The organism is Nonomuraea sp. MG754425, assembly GCF_021699195.1.
Taxonomy (GTDB): domain Bacteria; phylum Actinomycetota; class Actinomycetes; order Streptosporangiales; family Streptosporangiaceae; genus Nonomuraea.
In genome coordinates, this window is record NZ_SSXE01000003.1 from 1 (window position 1) to 19,087 (window position 19,087).

Consider the following 19,087-nt stretch of genomic DNA (forward strand, 5'->3'; position numbering starts at 1 on the left):
CAGGTTCACGAACATCGCGTTCACGTTCGACCGCAACCGCGCTTCCTCACCCGCCAACCGCACCGCCTCACGGTGCACCTCGTCGAACGCCCGCGCCACCTCACCGATCTCGTCGTGGGTGTCGACGCCGATCGGCTGGACGGGGCCGACCGTGCCCTCACCGCTCTCGCGGAGCTGCTGGACGGTCTCGGGCAGGCGCTGCCCGGCGATGTCGAGCGCCTCGCGGCGCAGCCGGCGCAGCGGCCGGATGAGCGAGCGGGCGATGAGCGAGATGATCGCGGTCACGACGACGAGCAGGAGCAGGATGAGCCCGCCGGAGATCATCGCCGAGCGGTTGGCGCCCTCCTCCAGGGCCCTGGCGCGCAGGATGACGGAGGCGGACAGCTCCTTCTCCACACTCCGCAGGGCGTCGATCTTGCCGGTGCTGACCTCGAACCAGGTCGCGACGTCCCGGTCGGGCTGCACGCCGATGCTCAGCTCCTTGCCCTCGGCCGACTGGGCCATGGCGCGCAGCCTGAACAGGTCGGTCTGGTCGACGTCGCGGCCGACCACGGTGTTGCGGTAGAGCTCAAGCTGTTCGAGGTCGGCCAGGACGCCGAACAGCGTCTCCTCGCTCTGCTCGCGCGACTTGGCGTCGGTGAGGGCGTCGAGTTCGCCGCTGTCGAAGCCCTTCTTGTCCAGCGCGCTGGCCAGGATGCCGCGCTGCTTGGATGCCTGTTCCTTGGCCCGTGCGATGGCGGCCATGGCGCTGGCGGCGTCGGCGACCTGGTCGTCCACCGCGACCTGGCCGACCTGGTCGTGGAACTGCAGCAGCCGCGCGATGATCTGCGAGTACTTCTGGATCATCGGCAGGGGCTGGATCTTGCCGTTGACGGCCGTCTCGCGCAGCGTCGGGATCTCCTCCAGCCGGCGCAGCACGGGCCGTACGGCCTCGGCGTGCGTCTCGCCGAGCGCGACCGCGCGCCGCTTGGCCTCCTCGATGAGCCCGTCGACCCCGCTGTAGGTGGTGCGGAGCTGGGCCTCGCGGGTCTCCGGCCGCCCTTGGGCGATGTAGAGGGCGGTCTCGTCACGTTCGAAGGACAGTTCCTGGGTGACGGCGCCGATCTGCTCGCTGAGCTCGGCCACCTCTCTGAGGGTCTGGTACGTGTTGGCGTCACTGAGTGAGGTGACGACGTTCAGCCCGCCCAGGCCCACGGCGACGGCCGTCGGAACGACGATCAGCGCTATCAGGCGCGACCGCACGTGCCAGTTGCCCAATCCGAACCTCTTGGAGGGGGGATCGGACAGCCGTCGCTTCTGATGGCCGTGCGGCTCGCGGTCAGCGGAAGCTTCAGCGCTCTGCGTTCTCACTTGCCTTCGCAACCTCTCGCCCTGAGGGAAATTCTCGGTGACGTGCGGAGTTTCACGTGCGGCAATTTTGTCCATCGAATAAGCGCCATTTGAGCACATGGGTCGACCACCGCCAACCACCACTAGTGCCCCGATGAGGTGTTTATACCTAGATGTCCAGAAAATGCGGCAGAATCGGTAGATGGCCTTCTACCTGGCAAGACGAGGCAATGGGCGACCGTTCCGCGAGCCCCGTCCTGACTCACAGAAAAGATCGAATGAACGCCACACGAGTAACCTATGTTCCCGCAAACACCTCCTTTCCCAAATCGGACAAATCTCAACTTGCTTGCAGTCTTCAAATTTTCACGATAGAGCGGCAACCGGACATTGCAACTGCAAGTGTTATCTTTCCCGATAATGGACACCCAATTGGTGCTACGGTCGATCTCTGTTGTGCGTCAGGCACACAGCCCCCGGGAGCAGAAGCCACCCGGTTCCCCCCTGGCTCCACCCGAAGGGAGTCCCTGACATGAGGGTTGGCCGTTCCGCCAGAGCCGCCATCATCGGGTTCGCTTTGACACTCGGCACCGTGGCGTGCAGCGCGGGCACCGCAACGACAGCCAGTGCGCCACCGTCCGCCTCCGCCGGCGGCCTGGAGAAGACGAAGATCAAGATCGCCACCCTGCCCGCCATCGACAGCGCGGCCATCTATGTGGCGATCGACCAGGGTTTGTTCGAGAAGGAGGGCCTCGACGTCACGCCCGAGGTCGTCCAGGCCGCCCCTGAGGCCATTCCCATGCTCGTCAAGGGCGAGATCGACGCGATGTTCGGCAACTACGTGTCGATGTTCGCCGCCCATGACAAGCAGGCGCTGAAGCTACGCATCCTGGCCGAGGGCTCTCGCGCGGCCCCCGACTCGCTCAGCATCATGGCCCTGCCCAATTCCCCCATCAAGACGCCCAAGGACCTGGAGGGCAAGACGATCAACGTGAACGTCCTGCACAACTTCCAGGAGCTGGCGCTCACCCAGGTTCTCAAGGCCAACAACGTCGATCCGGCCACCATCAAATACGTGCAGGTGACCTTCCAGAACATCATGCCCTCGTGGAAGGGCGGCCAGATCGACGCCGCCTACCTGGGCGAGCCCATGGTCACCGCCGCCACCGCCACCATGGGAGCCCGCAAGATCCTCGACCCCGCCTCCGGCCCCGCCGCCGAGTTCCCCATCTCGGGCTACGTCAGCACCCAGGAGTGGTACGACAAGAACCCGCGGACGGCGGCCGCCTTCCAGCGCGCCATCCACAACGCGGCCAAGCTCATGGAGAACAACCGTGAGGTGGTGGCCAAGGTGCTGCCCACCTTCACGCAGATCGACGCCGCCACCGCGGCGACCGTGACCTTCCCCTTCTTCTCCAGCAGTGACAACTCGGTCCGCCTCCAGCGGGTGGCCGACTGGATGTGGGAAGCCAAGTGGCTGACCAAGCAGATCGACGTCAAGTCACTCATGTCGCCCACCGCGTCCGGGTGAGCAGTCAGACGCTGCCCCGCGTCCGCCCGGCGTCCTCCGCGACCCGCTGGTACCGCCGGGCGGCCGGGGCTCTCGCCTTCGCCGCCCTGATCGAACTGCTCAGCAGGACCGGCCTGGCCGACCCCGAGTTCCTGCCCCCCGCCTCCGAGATCGTCGGCCGCGCCGTGCTGCTGCTGCTCGACCCGGCCTTCCGCGGGCACGCCCTGACCAGCCTGCTCGCCTGGGCGATCGGGCTGTCCATCGCGGCCCTGCTCGCCGTACCGCTCGGCCTGCTGCTCGGCAGCGTGCCGGTCGTCGACGCGGCCATGCGCTCGGTCGTGGAGTTCCTGCGGCCGATCCCCTCCGTCGCGCTCATCCCGCTGGTCGCCCTGGTGATCGGCACCGGCCTGCAACACCGCGTGGCGCTGGTCGTCTACGCCTCCCTGTGGCCCCTGCTCTACAACACGATGTACGGCCTGCGCGGCGTGGACCCCCTGGCCAAGGAGTCCCTGCGCGCCTACGGCTTCGGCCCCCTGGCGGTGCTGCTGCGCGTCTCGCTGCCGGCGTCGGCGCCCTTCATCGCCACCGGCCTGCGCCTGGCCGCCGGGGTGGCCCTCATCCTGACCGTCAGCACCGAGATCGTGGCCGGCCGCGGCGAGGGCATCGGCGTGTTCGTCTTCTTCGCCGGCATCGCCGTGCCCGCGCGCATGACCGACATCCTGGCCGGCGTCTTCTGGGTGGGACTGTTCGGCGTGGCCGTGAACGCGCTGCTGGTGGCCGCCGAACGACGGGCGTTCCGCTGGCACCACGCCCAGTGGGGGGAGCGGCCATGAGGAGGCGAGGAATGCGCACCACCGTCTTCCGCGCGCTGGTGCTGGTCGTGCTGCTCCTGCTCTGGGAGATCGCCACCCGGCTGGCGGGCAACACCTTCTTCCCCCCGCCCAGCGTGATCGTGACCCGGATGCACGCGATGTGGTTCTCGGGGCCGCCCGGCACGTTCTTCCTCACCGACCTGGCCATCGGGAACATCCTGCCGAGCCTGGGCCGGATGGCGCTCGGCTTCGCCGGGGGCGCGCTGGCCGGGGTGCTGCTCGGGCTGGCCGTGGGATTGTCGGCGCGGGCGTACGACTATCTCGACGGCGTGCTGCAGTTCCTGCGCGCGATCCCGCCGCCCGCGCTGGTGACCGTCTTCCTCGTGGTGTTCGGGTTCGGGCTGCGCATGCAACTGGCGTTCATCGTGTTCAGCATCGTGTGGCCGGTGCTGCTCAACACCGCCGACGGGGCCCGCTCGGTGGAGCCGCTGCACCTGGAGACCTGCCAGGCGTTCCGGCTGTCGCGGGCCGAGCGGCTGCTGCGGGTGGTCCTGCCCTCGGCGCTGCCCAAGATGTTCGCCGGGCTGCGGCTGGCTCTGTCGTTGTCCCTGATCGTGATGGTCTTCTCCGAGTTGCTGCCCGGCACCACGAACGGCATCGGCTTCCAGCTCACCGACGCCTACGCCACCTTCGACCTGCCCGCCATGTGGGCCGGGATCGTGCTCCTCGGCGTGCTGGGCTACCTGCTCAACGAGGTGTTCCTGATCGTCGAGCGGCGCGTGCTCGGCTGGCACCACGCCGCCCAGCGGCTGGTCGATTAGAGTCGGCCGCGGGGACGGCATCGCGTCTTGGGGGGCACCGTGAGAACGATGATCGTGGGTGGTGGCATCGGAGGGCTCAGCACGGCGTTGAGCCTGCGTGCCGCGGGGCTGGAGTGCGTGGTCGTGGAGGCGGCCCGTACGCTGCGGCCCCTCGGGGTGGGCATCAACCTGCAGCCGCACGCCGTACGCGAGCTGACCGAGCTCGGGCTCGGGCCGGTGCTGGCGGAGCTGGGCGTGGAGACGAGCTTCATGTCGTTCGCCGACCGGCACGGCAACCTGATCATGGACCTGCCGCGCGGGCGGTCGGCCGGCTACCGCTGGCCGCAGTACAGCGTGCACCGGGGCGAACTGCAGATGGCGCTGCTGGCCGCGGTCGAGGAGCGCGTCGGGCCGGTGCGCACCGGCGTCCGGTTCGAGGACTTCGAGCAGGACGGCGACGAGGTGCTCGTCACCCTCCGGCAGGACGGGCGGGTGCTGCGGGAGCGGGTGGACGTGCTCGTCGGGGCCGACGGGGTGCAGTCCGCGGTGCGGGCCCGGTTGTGGCCGTCCGGCGATCCGCTGCGGTGGGACGGGATCCGGATGTGGCGCGGGGTCGCCGAGGCCGACCGGGTGCTCGACGGGGCCACGGTGCTGGTCGGCGGCTCGAACACCGCCGCCAAATTCGTGACTTATCACATCTCGGCCCGCAATCCGCGGCTGCTCAACTGGGTCGCGGAGGTGAAGGTGGCCGAGCCCGGGATCGTCGCCGAGGCCGACTGGTCACGTGTGGGCCGCTTCGCCGACGTGCACCGCCATTTCGCGTCATGGAAGTACCTTCCGGTGAACATCACGGAATTACTGGCCGCCACGGATCGCATACTCGAATATCCGATGGTGGACCGCGACCCCCTCCCCCGGTGGGGCCGGGGCCGGGTGACCCTGCTCGGCGACGCCGCCCACCCCATGTACCCGATCGGCTCGAACGGCGGCTCCCAGGCCGTGCTCGACGCCCGGTTCCTGGCCCGCTGCCTGGCGACGCACGCCGACCCGGGCACGGCGCTGACGGCGTACGAGGAGGGGCGGCGACCGCCCACGTCGGAGCTGGTGCTGGCGCACCGGTCGCTGCCCATCGAGAAGACGATCGCGCTGGTGAGCGAGCGCGCCCCCGGCGGGTTCACGAGCATCGCCGACGTGCTCACCCCGGAGGAGCTGACCGCCATGCAGGCCGCCCAGCGCGGATTGTCCGACAGCGACGTCCGGGCGCTGAACGAAAGGCCGTCATGGAGTGTTTGACCGTGCGCCTTACCTGGCAGGCACGATTGTGCGAGAGTAAGATCGCGGCAGATTAAGGTTACCTGACCGACATGTCCAGCTTTTTACCGCTCCGCCAGAGTCGTTTCCGGCTCCGGAAGAGTCGCCGCGCTGTCCGCGGTCTCGCCCCCTAGGATTTCCATTGCTCGAGATAGACAACCTCTCCCATGTGTACGGCGGCGGCACCCCCAACGAGCACCACGCCATCGACGGACTCAACCTGAGCGTCGCCGAGGGCGAACTGCTCTGCATCGTGGGCCCCTCGGGCTGCGGGAAGTCGACGCTGCTGCGCTCCATCGCCGGGCTCATCCAGCCGACGGGCGGCCAGGTCAAGGTCGAGGGCGAGGTCGTCAGGCAGACGCCCGACAACCTCGCCGTGGTCTTCCAGGACTACAGCCGCTCCCTGTTCCCGTGGATGTCGGTCGCCGACAACGTGGCGCTGCCGCTGCGGCGTAAGAACATGGACAAGAAGCAGCGCCGCGAGGCCGCGGCCGAGGCGCTGGAGTCGGTGGGCCTGGAGAACGCCGGGCGCAAGTACCCGTTCCAGCTCTCCGGCGGTATGCAGCAGCGGGTCGCGATCGCGCGGGCGCTGGCCTACCGGCCGACGCTGATGCTCATGGACGAGCCGTTCGGCTCGGTGGACGCCCAGACCAGGGAGGACCTCGAGGACCTCGTGCTCCAGGTCCGCGGCCACCACCAGATGACGATCGTGCTCATCACGCACGACATCGACGAGAGCGTCTACGTCGGCGACCGCGTGGTGGTGCTGTCCAAGGCGCCCGCGAACGTGGTGGGCGACCTGAAGGTGGACCTGCCCGCGCCGCGCGACCAGATCACCACCCGCGAGCACTCCGACTTCGTGCACCTGCGTGCCGAGGTCGGCCGGCTCGTCCGCGGCCACGCCACCGTCTGAGCGCCGCGCGGAACCGGGTCCGGTACCGCGCGTCGGTGAGTCTCGGCGGCCGGACGACGGTCTGGTCGTGGGACGCCGGTGCGCGCTGCCCAGGCACGACGGCACCGCGTCGTACCCCGCCAGGGCCTGCCGCCACTCGCCGAGTTGTTCGACGCCGCCGAGAGCGCCTGCCGCGAGGGGGCGTCGAGGGCCGTTTCGCAGGCCCGTGATGAGAGGGTGCCGCCTGGGCCGGTCGGCGGGCGGCACCCGTGAGGAACGCCTTTAGACCGGGGTGTGCATGTGCCGGGTCAGGGCGTGCTCCACCAAAGTGATGAGGGTGGATTTAACCGATTCGCGCTGACGGGCGTCCAGCCGCACGATCGGGATGTGGCCGCCGATCGACAGCGCTTCCCTGAGCTCGTCCTCGGCGTGCGCGAACTGGCCGTCCCAGCCGTTGATGCCGATGACGAAGGGCAGTTTCGCCTCTTCGAAGTAGTCGATGGCGGGGAAGCTGTCCGCCAGGCGGCGGGTGTCGACCAGGACGACCGCGCCGATGGCGCCGCGTACCAGGTCGTCCCACATGAACCAGAAGCGGTGTTGTCCGGGGGTGCCGAACAGGTAGAGGATCAGATCCCGATCGAGGGAGACCCGGCCGAAGTCCATCGCCACGGTCGTGGTCGTCTTGTTCGGCGTGAGCGAGACGTCGTCGACGTGCGCCGAGGCGTCCGTCATGACCGCTTCCGTGGTGAGCGGCAGGATCTCCGAGACCGCACCCACGAACGTCGTCTTGCCCACGCCGAAGCCCCCAGCCACGACGATCTTCGTCGAGGTTAGGCCGGGGCTAGAGCCTGCGAAGTCCACTGAGAACCCTTTCGAGCAAGTTGAGGTCCGGCTTTCCCGCGTCCAGCGCTGGCTGGTGCACGCGGATCAGGCCCTCCGACGCCATGTCGGCGATCAGCACCCGGACCACACCCAGAGGCTGGCGTAAGAGGGCGGAGATCTCGGCAACCGACCGGACGTTCCGGGTCAGGTTAATGATCGCCTGATACTCCGGACTTAGTAGGGAAATGTCTTGGTATTCCGACGTCACGGAGGACACGAGTGCCTCCATGGCGAACTTCATCCGCGGAGCGGTGCGCCCTCCGGTGACGGCATAGGGCCGTACCAAGGAGCTCTGCTTCTGCGGACGGGGAGCCGCCGGATGCGGCGGAGTGCTATCACCAGCCCAACCCTGCTGACCTGACACCATGTTCTCCTGTCACCGCCCTGCTAGCGGGGGCGGGCCGCTTGCAACTCAGCGCGTACGGCCGGAGTCAGTACCTGACCCGCCCGCTCGACCAGCAAGGTCATCTGGTACGCGACCAGACCCATGTCACAGTCGGGAGCGGCCAGAACCGCCAAGCAGGATCCATCACTGATCGACATGATCATCAAGAGCCCACGCTGCATTTCGATCACGGTCTGCGTCACCATACCGCCTTCGAAGACCCGTGCGGCACCCTGGGTCAGGCTGATCACGCCCGAGGCGACCGCGGCGAGCTGGTCGGCCCGGTCCTTGGGAAATCCCTCGGAGAAGGCCAGCGGCAACCCGTCAGACGACACCACGACCGTGTGGGCGACGCCCGGCACGTTGTTCACGAAGTCCGTGATCAACCAACTGATGCCGCGCGCACCCTGGCTCATTTCTCTCATTTGTCCTCCTCATTCTCTTGCCCGCGGGTGAACGCCCGGCCTTGCCGAACACCCTGCTGGAAGCTGGAGAGCCGGCTGCGCAACCGCTCGGGCGAGATCTGCGGCGCCGGTGACGAGGCCTGGGGCTCGGCGAGGCTGGCCGTACCGGGCACCAGGTTGGCCTTGGGGACCCGCCGGGGCAGGCCGGACGGCGTCGTCCCGGACTGCTGGGGCTGGGCGGCCGCCTGCGCGGCCTGGAAGCCGGAGTCGGCGGGCGACGACCAGGCCGGGCCGGTGTACGACTGGCCGGGCTTGCGCTGCGGCAGCCCGGACGCCGTGCTCTGGTGCTCCGGCGGCCCGGACAGCGGGGCGGCGGGAGGCATCGCGCCCGGCGGCGGGTCGGCGGGCACAGCCGGGTGCACGGCGGTGATCTCCGGCTCGGCCTCGTACTCGTGACGCCCGGCATCGGGGTCGGGCCGCCGGAACCAGTCGGACCCGACCGACGAGAAGATCGGCAGGAACTCGTCGCCCTGCTCCTCCATCGGCGAGTTGCGCACGACGGGGAGCGGCCCGGTCATGTCCTGGGAGGTGTAGTCGCCGGGACCGAACGGGTTGTAGCCGGAGCGGCCGTTCTGCTCGAACTGGTCGGCGGGCTTGGGCTCCTCGGCGAACGGCGAGTTGTAGCTCTCGCCGAACTGCGGGCGCACCCGGTCCTCGGACTCGAACAACGACCTGCGCGGCAGCGGGTCCGCGAACGACGACCAGCGCGACTCGTCCTGCTGCTGCGGCGGCGTCTGCGGCTGCGGCGGGGGTGGCTCGGTCGCGAAGGACGGCCAGCGCGGCTCGCCGTCCTGCATGGGCGGTGGCTGCTCGGCGAACGACGGCCACCTGCTGTCCCCGAAGGAGGAGGACTCGGGGGCGGCGGCGGAGTCGTCGGAGAACGACGGCCAGCGCTGCTCGCCGAGGGCGGAGGGCTGCTGCGGCACGGCGGGCGAGTCGTCGGAGAAGGACGGCCAACGGGGCTCGTCGGCCTGCGGCTGCTCGCCGAAGCCGGTCGGCTGCCGATCGCCGTAGGCGGGCTGCTGCTCACCGAAGCCCGGCTGCCCGGTGGCCGCGGGCGGCTCGCCGAAGGTGTCGCCGAACACCGACGGCTGGTCGCCGAAGGAGGACGGCTGCGGGTCGGGGGCGGCGGCCGGCTGCTCGCCGAACGGAGGCCAGTTCCCGCTGCCCGGCGCCGGCAGCGAGCCGGGCCACTGGGTGTCCGCGGGGCCGGGGAGGTCGTCGAAGGAGGGGTGCGAGCCGTTGCGCGACGGCTGCTGGAACATGCTCGGGTCGAACGAGGTGAACGCCTCGTACTGCCCGCCCTGCTGCGGCAGGCCCTGGCCGTTGCTGATGAGCATGTCGGGCATGAACACCAGGGCGCTCAGGCCGCCGGTCTCCCGCATGCTGAGCTGGACGCGGACGCCGTGGCGCAGGGCCAGGCGGCCGACCACGAACAGGCCCATGCGCCGCGAGACGGACACGTCCACGACGGGCGGGTTGGCCAGGCGCCAGTTGGCCTCGCCCAGCTCCTCCTGGCTCATGCCGATGCCCTGGTCGTTGATCGTCACCATCACGCCGCCCTCGGCGGGGGTGCTGGTCACGTTGACCTTGCTCTCGCGCGGGGAGAAGGAGATGGCGTTCTCGATCAGCTCGGCGAGCAGGTGGACGGCGTCGGTGACGGCGGGGCCGACGATGAGCGTGCCGGACGCGATCTGGATCTGGACCCGCTCGTAGTTCTCGACCTCCGACAGCGAGGCGCGGGCGATGTCGACCAGCGGCACCGGCTCGCTCCACTTGCGCGCGGCCTCCTGGCCGGCGAGGACCAGGAGGTTCTCGCTGTTGCGGCGCATGCGGGTGGCCAGGTGGTCGAGGCGGAAGAGGTTGGCGAGCCGCTGCTCGTCCTCTTCACCCTGTTCCAGGCCCTCGATGAGCTGAAGTTGCCGCTCGACCAGCGTCTGGCTGCGGCGGGAGAGGTTGACGAACATCGAGTTGACGTTGGCCCGCAGTTTGGCCTCGTCACCGGCCAGCCGGATCGCCTCGCGGTGGACCTCGTCGAAGGCCCGCGCCACTTCACCGATCTCGTCGCGGGTGTTGATGCCGATCGACGGCACCTCGGGCACCTGGGCGCCTTCGCCGGACTCACGCAGCACGCGGACGGTGTCGGGCAGCCGGCTCGTGGCGACCTGGAGCGCCTCGGCGCGCAGCCGCCGCAGCGGGCGGACGAGCGAGCCGGCCACGCGGGTGGTGATGATCAGGACGAGCAGCAGCAGGACGAGGATGAGCGCGCCGGAGATGATGGCGTTGCGCTGCTCGGTGTTGCTGAGGTCCTGGGTCCTGAGCACGATCTTCGTGGCCAGGTTGTCCTCGACCTCGCGCATGGCGTTGACCGCCACCGTGGTGCTCTTGAACCAGTTGTTGAGGTCGCGGGTGAGGGTCGGGGTGGTGACGTCGAGGTCGCCGATGCTGTTGCTCTGGCGTACCTGGGCGAGCGCGCGCTGGCGCATGGCGTCGGCGAGGTCCACCTGGAACCCGCGCATGCCCTGCTGGTACGCCTTCAGCTCGTCCGACTTGGCGTTCTGCTGGAAGGAGGCCAGCTCCGCCTGCTGCTTGCTCCAGGAGCCCAGGAAGTCGGCCCAGTCGGCGCTGTCCACCCGGCGCTGGATGAGCGTCACGATGAGGATGATCTGCTGCCGCGAGACCTCCTCCTTCATCTTCTGGAGCGAGCCGAGCGCGGCCACGTCACCCTGCAGGCTGTCGTCGTTGACGCCGTCGCCCAGGTCGGCCTGGATGGTCGAGAAGACCTCGATCATCGTGGTGTACGTGCTGATCGCGGCGCGCGGCGGCACCTTCGCGACCATGGAGTCGCGCAGGCTGTCCAGGCCCTCCAGCCAGCGGCGGGTGTTGCCGACGCCCTGGTTCACGCGCGCGGAGTGGGAGGCGTCGATGGCCGCGGCGGCGTTGACCACCTGCTGCTTGGCCTTGTTCGTCTCCGCACGCTGGTTCTTGAGGTCGACGAAGCGCCCGCCCCTGCGGGGTTCGGCGACGTACCACGCGGTGAGCGTGCGTTCCTTGCCGAGCTCGTGGTTGAGCGCACCGATGCGCTGGACCAGCTCGGCCACCTGGGTGAGCCGGCGGTACTCGGCGCTGGTGCCGATGGCGTCGGCGAGCTGGACGCCGGCGAGCAGCACACCCACGACGGTGGGGATGAGGATCAGCGCGACCAGCCGGGAGCGCACACGCCAGTTCGCCAGCCGGAACCGTCCGCCTGTGTACTCCCCTGACCTCGTGTGCCTGGGGTCTTTCGTCCTCACTGAGTCTCGCAACCTCTCGCCGGTACGTGCTCGAAGAAAATAGACACGCGTGTGGCGCATGGGATTCTGTCCGGCTGGGTAATTGGAACACAACCCGTACCAGATCGGCCAACCGAACATATCCCATCACACACACCCAAAGAGGCACTTTGGGTGTATTTCGCCACACGCGTTTCAGGCCGGACGGAAAGAATCCCGTGCCGCGGGCGCCGCGTGCTTCACCATCAGGTGCCGCGTCACCGAATACTCCTGCACCGCCTCCTGGCTCATGTCCTTGCCGAACCCGCTGCCCTTCACGCCGCCGTGCGGCGCCTCGCTGGCGATGGGCAGGTGGTCGTTGACCCAGGTCACTCCCACGTCGAGCCGATGGGAGACCCGCATCGCGCGGCCCACGTCGCGCGACCACACCGACGAGGCCAGGCCGTAGCGGGTGTCGTTGGCCAGCCGGACCGCCTCGTCCTCGCCGTCGAACGGGAGCGCGACCAGCACCGGGCCGAACAACTCGCCCTGCACGATCTCGCTGTCCTGCGCGACGTCCACCACCAGCGTGGGCGGGTAGAAAAAGCCGGGGCCCCCGATCGGGGAGCCGCCGTGCAGCACCCGTCCACCGGCCCGCGAGACGAACCCGTGCACCCGGTCCCGGTGCGCCGCGGAGATCAGCGGGCCGATGTCCGTCGCCGGGTCCCAGGGGTCGCCCACGGTGATTTCGGCAAGAGTTGCCCGAAGCGCCTCCACGGCCTCGCCGTAGACCTCGCGGGCGATGTAGACGCGGGTGGCCGCCGTGCAGTCCTGCCCCGTGTTGTACGTCGCCCCCATGGCCACGCCATGGGCCATCTCCGCCAGGTCGGCGTCCCCGAACACCAGCGCCGGCGCCTTGCCGCCGAGTTCGAGGTGCACCCGCTTGAGCGTGCCGGCCGCGCCGCTCATCACGGCACGGCCGGTCTCGGTGGAGCCGGTGACGCTGACCATGTCCACGCCCGGGTCGGTGACCAGCGCCTGGCCGCCCTCGGCGGCGCCGGTGACCGCCTGGACGAGATGGTCGGGGGCGCCCGCCTCGGCGAACAGCTCCGCCAGCCGCAGCGTCGTACGGGGCGTCTGCGGCGCGGGCTTGATCACCACGGCGTTGCCCGCGGCCACCGCCGGGCCGACCTTCCAGACGGCCATGACGAAGGGGAAGTTCCACGGCGCGATCGACCCCACCACCCCGACCGGGCGGCGCAGCAGCACCGAGGTGTAGCCGGGGCTGAACACCCCGGCCCCCGAGCCGTCCAGCGAGCGGGCGGCCCCGGCGAAGAAGCGCAGGTTGTCGGCGGCGAACGGCAGCTCGCCGTCCCTGAACACCGCCGCGGGCTTGCCCGTCTCCTCCACCTCGAGCCTGGTCAGCTCCTCGGCGTCGGCCTCGACGAGATCGGCCAGACGCAGCAGGAGCCGCTGCCGCTCCGCGGGGGTGGTCTGCGACCACTCCTCGAACGCCGAGCGGGCCGCCCGGACGGCCGAGGCCACGCCCTCCACCGGCGTATCCGGAATTTCGGCACAGGGAAGGCCGGTGGCGGGGTTGATCAATTCGCGCATCAGGAAGACTTCATCTCTCAGGGTCGTGCTACTGGCCGAGCTGCTCGATCAGGTCGGCGGCCTTGCGCAGGCCGTCGCGACGCCGGATCTCCTCGCCCGCGGCGGCGAGGCGCGCGCGCAGTTCGGTGTCGCCGAGCAGCCGCGCGACCGCCCCCGTGAGCTCTTCGTCGGTGAAGGTGTAGGTGGAGAGCCTGACACCATAGCCGAGTTCATCGACCCGCTGGGCGTTGTCGTACTGGTCCCAGAACAGCGGCAGCAGGATCATCGGCTTGCCGAAGTGCAGCGCCTCGGTGGTCGTGTTGTTGCCGCCATGGGTGATGACCAAGTCACACAGTGGGATGATCTTAGTCTGCGGAAGGAACTCCGCGCCCCACATGTTGTCGGCAAGCTTGATCTCCTCGTGCAGCGGGCCCTTGGAGACGATGTACTGGTTCGGGGTCGTGGCCAGCACGTCGATCACCCGCTGCATCAGCGCCACGTCGGAGGAGCCGAGCGAGCCGAGCGAGAAGTAGACCAGCGCGCCGTCGTTGCGCTCGAAGGGCAGCGTGAAGTCCTCGTCGGTCTCACGTACGGAGGAGTCGAGGCGATGCCAGGTCGGGCCCAGCGGGCGCTCGGCGACGTAGTCGAGGATCTCCGGGTAGACGTAGAGGTTCAGGTCGCCCTCGTGGATGAACTCGAGGTCGGGCAGCGGGGCCGTGCCCTGCTCGACGCACCACTCGTTGTAGGCGCTCCACACCTCGCGGTGGGTGCGCTCGTACTCGGCGCGGAAGGCGTCCCAGCCGGAGCGGTCGCCCGTGGGCAGGCCGGAGAAGACGGGCGGGACGTTCTCGCCGTTGACCTCGAGGGGCTGGCAGGAGACGATGCGGACGAACTTCTTGCCCGTCGTGAGCAGCGCCGGGAACGTGATCACGTTGTCCTCGACGATCACGTCGGGGTTCACCCGCTCGATGATGGCCTTGAGCTGCGGCTCGCAGTACTTCGCGCCGTCGATCAGCCCGTCCCAGATGGGCTTGGTGACGGTCTCCTGCTGCTCCAGGGTGCTCTTGCGGTACTCCGGCGCGGTCTCGCGGATGAAGTCCTTCCAGAACTGGCCGGGGTCCTGCTCCCCCTCCGCCGGCGGGGCCAGGTCGACGAGGTCCTCCTCGAAGCCGAGCGCTTCGAGCTTGCCCTTCCACGACGCCTCGGCGGCGAAGACGACGCGGTGGCCGCGGCGGCGCAGAATATCGCCGATGCCGATGGAGTTGTTGGTGGGACCGTAGGCGCTTTCCGGCATGAACAGGAACGTGAGAGACATCGCGACTCCGGGGAGCTCGTCAATTTGAAGATGAATTCAAAAACTGATCTAGCGTGAAGGTCAACTTAAGTGCACTATGGTCACGGCTAACTGAACAGCAGCCAAACGAGTGAAGGTGGTGAGGGTGGCTCAGCGCAAAAGCCGCAGCGACCGGCGGCTCGATCTGATCGAGGCCGCACGCAGGGCCATCATCCGCCATGGCATCGACGGTGTACAGCTCTCGCACGTCGCCGAGGAGGCGGGCCTGACCTCGGGCGCCGTCCTCTACCACTACCCCGACCTGAGCGAGTTGCTGGTCGAGGCGCAGCACGCGGGCATGGAACGTTTCTACGAGCAGCGGCTGCGCCAGCTCGCCACCTTCACCGACCCCGTCGAGAAGCTGGTGGTCACGATCAGGTCGGGGCTGCCCACCGGGCCGCTCGACCCCGATGTGCGCCTGCTCAACGAGCTGGGCGGGGCCGCCGGCCGCAACCGGGTCTACGGCGTGCTGCTCACCTCCCTCTACGACCGGCAGGTGTCGATGTACCAGGCGATCCTGGACACGGGGTCCGCTCTGGGGGTGTTCAGGCTGAGCGCCGACTCGGTGACGATCGCGCGCAACCTGGTGGCCTTGGAGGACGCCTACGGCTACCGCATCACGGCCAGGCATCCGCTGATCGGCCCCGAGGAGGCGGCCGAGCTGATCCTGTCCTACGCGCGCGCGGCCACCGGTAACGATCTCGCTCACTGATCGGCCGCCATGATCACCGCGTCCTCGGCGGCCCAGCGGACCTTGACCTCGGCGCCGGGGCGCACCGTGGCGGCTCCCTGCACGGCCACGAGGACCGGCTTGGGGTGGCCGGGCACCTCGACGGAGACGTGCGAGACGCCGCCGTAGAAGCTCACGTCGAGGACCGCGCCGGCCAGGCCACTCGACGCGCCGCCGTCGGCCAGCTCGATCTTCTCGGGCCGCACCGCCAGCAGCGCCCCGGCCTCGGCCGCCAGCTCCTCCAACGGGGTGCCGGCCAGCATGCCGAACCGCTCGCTCTTGATGCCGTCGAGGCCGCCGGCCGTGCCGTGGAAGAGGTTGTTGGCCCCGACGAAGTCGGCCACGAACGGCGTGCGCGGTCGCTCGTACAGCGAGACGGGCTCGTCCACCTGGCGGACGTGGCCGTTGTCGAAGACCGCGATGCGGTCGGCCAGCGACATGGCCTCCTCCTGGTCGTGCGTGACGACCACGAAGGTGATGCCCACGTCGTGCTGCAGCCGCTTGAGTTCGAGCTGCATGTCGGCGCGGACCTTCTTGTCCAGGGCCGACAGCGGCTCGTCGAGCAGCAGCAGCCGGGGCCGCTTGACGATGGAACGCGCCAGCGCGACACGCTGGCGCTGGCCGCCGGAGAGCTGGGCGGGCTTGCGGGCGGCGTGCGCGGACAGCCCGACGGTCTCCAGCACCTCGCCGACGCGCTGCCTGACCTCCTGCTTGGGCAGGCGCTCGCGCTCCAGCCCGTAGGCCACGTTCTTGGCCACGGTCATGTGCGGGAACAGCGCGTACGACTGGAACATGAGGCTGATCGGCCGCCGGTTCGGCGGCGTGCCCAGCAGGTCCGCGCCGTCGAGCGAGACGCTGCCCGCGTCCGGCCGCTCGAAGCCGGCGATGATGCGCAGCAGCGTCGTCTTGCCGCAGCCGGAGGGGCCGAGCAGGGCGAAGAACTCGCCCTGGCCGATCTCCAGCGAGACTCCGTCGAGCGCGATGACGTCCCCGAAGCTCCGGGAGACCCCGTCAATCTTGAGCACGCGACTCCCCGATCTTGGTCAGGCGCTGGCCGGCGATCACCGCCGTGAAGCTCACGAGGAGCAGGATCGCGGCCAGCGCGTTGATCTTCGGGGTGACCCCGAAACGGATCATTGAGTAGATGACGATCGGCAGCGTCTGGTCGTTGTTGCCGATCGTGAAGAACGCGATGACGAACTCGTCCAGCGACAGCGTGAACGCCAGCAGCGCCCCCGCCACGATGCCCGGCATGAGCTGCGGCAGCGTGATCTTCACGAACGTCACCACCGGGCCCGCGCCCAGGTCTCTCGACGCCTCCTCCAGCGAGGTGTCCGTGCCGGTCAGCCGGGTGCGCACCACCGCCGCGACGAACGCCATGGCGAACAGGCCGTGGGCCAGCACCACGGAGTACAGGCCGAGCGTGAGCTGGATCGTGCCGTACAGGACGAGCAGGCCGATGGCCAGCACGAGGTCGGGCAGCACGGCCGGCATCAGCGTGAGCGCGTCCATGACCTTGGACCTGGTGTACCTGGCCAGGCCGACGGCCATCATCGTGCCGAGCACCGTGGCGACGACCGTGGCGCCCGTGGCCACGATCAGCGTGTTGACCAGGCCGTCCCTGATCCGCTCGTCCTCGGCCAGCACGCCGTACCACTTGAGGCTGAAGCCGTCGAAGGTGTAGGCGGACTCGCCGGAGTTGAACGACATGACGACGAGCACGACGATCGGCAGGTACAGGAAGACGTACGTGAGCCAGAACGGCACGTACAGGAGCCGGGGTCTGCTACGCACGGCGGGCCGCCCATGCCTGGACGATGAGCAGCACGACCAGCACCGCGATGAGCGCCAGCGACAGCGTGGCGCCGAACGGCCAGTCGCGCGCCGCCAGGAACTGGTTCCTGATGAGGTTGCCCACCATGATCGACTTGTTGCCGCCCAGCATCTCGGGGATGACGAAGTTGCCGAAGCTCGGCACGAACACGAACAGGCACCCGGTCAGCACCCCTGGCACCGTGAGCGGCAGCGTGACCTTGCGGAAGGTGGCGAACCCGGACGCCCCCAGGTTGGCCGACGCCTCGCGGAGCTGCGGGTCGAGCCGCTCGATCGCGGCGTACAGCGGCAGCACCATCAGCGGCAGGTACGAGTACAGCAGCCCCGCCACGATCGTGCCCTGGTTGTAGAGCAGTTCCAGGGGGCCCAGCCCGATCTTGGCCAGGGCCGAGTTCACCAGCCCCGGCCCGCTGAGCAGGATCGTCCAGGCGTAGACCCGGATGATGAAGTTCGTCCAGAACGGCAGCACGACCGCCACCAGCGCCAGCGTCTTCCACTTCTTCGGGAGCTGCGCGATCAGGTAGGCCGTCGGATAGCCGACGAGCAGCGCGATCAGCGTCGTGAGCGCGGCGATCTTCAGCGAGTCCAGCACCACGCTGAGATAGAGCGGGTCGAAGAGCCGCTCGAAGTTCTCGGTGGTGAACTCGTAGACCACCCCGCCGAAACGGCCGCGCTGGAAGACGGTGTAGCTGAACACCAGCGCCAGCGGCACCAGCATGAGGACGACCAGGTAGGCCAGCCCCGGGGACAGGAAAACGAACGCGCCCAGCCAGCGTCCCGGGGAGCGGGGCACTGGCTGGGTCTCGACTTCAGACTTCACTGTGACACTGGCTCAACTGGCCGTGACGTCCTGCGCCAGCCGGGTGTACTTCGTGGACGCCTGGCCCAGGTCGATGGCGGCCTCGCCGTTGAGCAGCTCCGCCGGGGTGGTGCCGAGCAGGGAGCCCTTGGCGATCTTGACCTGCTCCATGGCGGCCTTGTTGGGCACCTTGTAGTTGATGTTCTCGGCGGCCCAGCCGTGGATCTCGGGGCTGAGGATGTAGTTGAGCAGGGCGTGCGCGGCCTCCTTGTTCTTGGAGGACTTCATGATCACCATGGTGTCCACCCAGAGGTCGCTGCCCTCCTTCGGCACCGTGAACTTGATGTTGCCCTTGGGGTCGGTGGTCGGGCACCAGCCGTCCCACGCCTCGACCATGATGGCCTCGCCGGACACGAGCCGGTCGCCGAAGGTGGTGTCGTCATAGCGCAGCAGGTGCGGCTTCTGCGCCATGAGCAGTTCCTTGGCCTTCTCGATCTCCTCGTCCTTGTCGGTGTTGATCGAGTAGCCGAGCGACTTGAGCGCGGGCAGCGCGAGCCAGCGCTCGGTGGCGAGCATGGTGACCTTCTTCTCGGCCCAGGCAGGGGGCTTGAGGAGATCGTTCCAACTCTTCGGCTCGCTCTTCACCAGGTCACTGCGGTAGCAGATACCCGTCGTGCCCCAGGTGTAGGGCACGGAGTAGTTGTTGCCCTTGTCATAGGAGAGCTGGGTGGCCTCGGGGTAGAGGTTGGCCAGGTTGGGGATCAGCTCTTTGTGGATCGGCTCCAGCAGGCCCTGCTCGTTGAGCGCCTGGGCGTACTGGCCGGACACGAACGCCACGTCGATGCCGCTGTCACCGGGCGCGGTGAGCTTGGTCATCGCCGTCTCGTTGGTGTCGTGCGTCTGGATCTGCACTTCCTTGATCTTGAGCTCCGCCTTGGCCTTCTCGGGGAGCTCCTTGGGCGTGTAACCGTCCCAGACCGTGATGTCCAAGGTCTGCTGCGACAGGTCCGCGTCGGGCTTGAGCTGGTCGGCCGCCGCCGGCGCCGCCCCGCTTGAGCTTGACGACGACTCACCCCCGCACGCCGCTACGGCAAGCGCGAGTCCGGCCGCCGCCGCGGCGGCCGGGAGACGACGGGTGAACCGGGTACGGGACACGGTCGCTA

At 68.9% G+C, this 19,087-nt stretch carries 17 protein-coding genes; 6 read left to right on the plus strand and 11 right to left on the minus strand.

The genetic code is table 11. The annotated features are described in order from the left end of the window. A partial coding sequence (locus tag FAF44_RS01510) for a nitrate- and nitrite sensing domain-containing protein (protein ID WP_237101134.1) occupies positions 1-1,257 on the minus strand: 1,257 nt, incomplete at its 3' end. A gap of 604 nt (positions 1,258-1,861) precedes the next feature. Here FAF44_RS01510 and FAF44_RS01515 point away from each other — a divergent pair. The 5 genes from FAF44_RS01515 to FAF44_RS01535 all read left to right on the plus strand — a co-directional run bounded on the left by FAF44_RS01515 (position 1,862) and on the right by FAF44_RS01535 (position 6,675). Continuing rightward, on the plus strand, positions 1,862-2,860 hold the full coding sequence (locus FAF44_RS01515; RefSeq protein WP_237101135.1) for an ABC transporter substrate-binding protein: 999 nt from the start codon (positions 1,862-1,864) through the stop codon (positions 2,858-2,860). Continuing rightward, positions 2,857-3,672 (plus strand): ABC transporter permease, encoded by an 816-nt coding sequence (locus FAF44_RS01520; protein ID WP_237101136.1) that lies wholly within the window; start codon positions 2,857-2,859, stop codon positions 3,670-3,672. The genes FAF44_RS01515 and FAF44_RS01520 overlap by 4 nt, the downstream gene beginning before the upstream one ends. 11 nt (positions 3,673-3,683) lie before the next feature. Next, entirely contained in the window at positions 3,684-4,472 is a 789-nt protein-coding gene (locus FAF44_RS01525; protein ID WP_237101137.1) for an ABC transporter permease, read from the plus strand. Between the two features lie 48 nt (positions 4,473-4,520). Further along, on the plus strand, positions 4,521-5,744 hold the full coding sequence (locus FAF44_RS01530; RefSeq protein WP_237101138.1) for a flavin-dependent oxidoreductase: 1,224 nt from the start codon (positions 4,521-4,523) through the stop codon (positions 5,742-5,744). A gap of 160 nt (positions 5,745-5,904) precedes the next feature. Beyond that, complete coding sequence (locus FAF44_RS01535) at positions 5,905-6,675, plus strand: ABC transporter ATP-binding protein (RefSeq protein ID WP_237101139.1); 771 nt, start codon at positions 5,905-5,907, stop codon at positions 6,673-6,675. A gap of 261 nt (positions 6,676-6,936) precedes the next feature. On the opposite strand, the gene FAF44_RS01540 is transcribed toward FAF44_RS01535, so the two are convergent. The 6 genes from FAF44_RS01540 to FAF44_RS01565 form a co-directional block, all read right to left on the minus strand. Next, a complete protein-coding gene (locus FAF44_RS01540; RefSeq protein ID WP_237101140.1) occupies positions 6,937-7,467 on the minus strand; it encodes an ATP/GTP-binding protein in 531 nt (176 codons plus the stop codon). A 28-nt stretch (positions 7,468-7,495) separates the two neighbouring features. Continuing rightward, entirely contained in the window at positions 7,496-7,903 is a 408-nt protein-coding gene (locus tag FAF44_RS01545; protein WP_237101141.1) for a DUF742 domain-containing protein, read from the minus strand. 20 nt (positions 7,904-7,923) lie between these two features. Next, the gene (locus tag FAF44_RS01550; protein WP_201760494.1) at positions 7,924-8,337 is read right to left on the minus strand and encodes a roadblock/LC7 domain-containing protein; all 414 of its coding nucleotides are present in this window, start codon (positions 8,335-8,337) and stop codon (positions 7,924-7,926) included. Between the two features lie 5 nt (positions 8,338-8,342). Beyond that, positions 8,343-11,678, minus strand: coding sequence for a nitrate- and nitrite sensing domain-containing protein (locus FAF44_RS01555; protein WP_237101142.1), 3,336 nt, complete (start codon positions 11,676-11,678; stop codon positions 8,343-8,345). 174 nt (positions 11,679-11,852) lie between these two features. Continuing rightward, entirely contained in the window at positions 11,853-13,250 is a 1,398-nt protein-coding gene (locus tag FAF44_RS01560) for an aminobutyraldehyde dehydrogenase (protein ID WP_237101143.1), read from the minus strand. Between the two features lie 28 nt (positions 13,251-13,278). After that, positions 13,279-14,544, minus strand: coding sequence for a glycosyltransferase (locus tag FAF44_RS01565; RefSeq protein ID WP_237101144.1), 1,266 nt, complete (start codon positions 14,542-14,544; stop codon positions 13,279-13,281). Between the two features lie 124 nt (positions 14,545-14,668). Here FAF44_RS01565 and FAF44_RS01570 point away from each other — a divergent pair, with 124 nt between their 5' ends. Beyond that, the gene (locus FAF44_RS01570; protein WP_237101145.1) at positions 14,669-15,274 is read left to right on the plus strand and encodes a TetR/AcrR family transcriptional regulator; all 606 of its coding nucleotides are present in this window, start codon (positions 14,669-14,671) and stop codon (positions 15,272-15,274) included. Here the strand turns inward: FAF44_RS01570 and FAF44_RS55655 are convergent. The 4 genes from FAF44_RS55655 to FAF44_RS01590 are packed head-to-tail and all read right to left on the minus strand — an operon-like array spanning position 15,268 to position 19,079. Next, positions 15,268-16,317, minus strand: a complete 1,050-nt coding sequence (locus FAF44_RS55655; protein WP_237101146.1) for an ABC transporter ATP-binding protein — start codon at positions 16,315-16,317, stop codon at positions 15,268-15,270. The genes FAF44_RS01570 and FAF44_RS55655 overlap by 7 nt on opposite strands. Further along, complete coding sequence (locus FAF44_RS01580) at positions 16,304-17,086, minus strand: ABC transporter permease (protein ID WP_237101147.1); 783 nt, start codon at positions 17,084-17,086, stop codon at positions 16,304-16,306. Before FAF44_RS01580 ends, FAF44_RS55655 begins: the two co-directional genes overlap by 14 nt. Next, the gene (locus FAF44_RS01585; protein WP_237101148.1) at positions 17,079-17,945 is read right to left on the minus strand and encodes an ABC transporter permease; all 867 of its coding nucleotides are present in this window, start codon (positions 17,943-17,945) and stop codon (positions 17,079-17,081) included. Before FAF44_RS01585 ends, FAF44_RS01580 begins: the two co-directional genes overlap by 8 nt. 12 nt (positions 17,946-17,957) lie before the next feature. After that, positions 17,958-19,079: a spermidine/putrescine ABC transporter substrate-binding protein gene (locus FAF44_RS01590; RefSeq protein ID WP_237101149.1), complete on the minus strand. Its 1,122-nt coding sequence runs from the start codon at positions 19,077-19,079 to the stop codon at positions 17,958-17,960. Between the last annotated feature and the right edge of the window lie 8 nt (positions 19,080-19,087).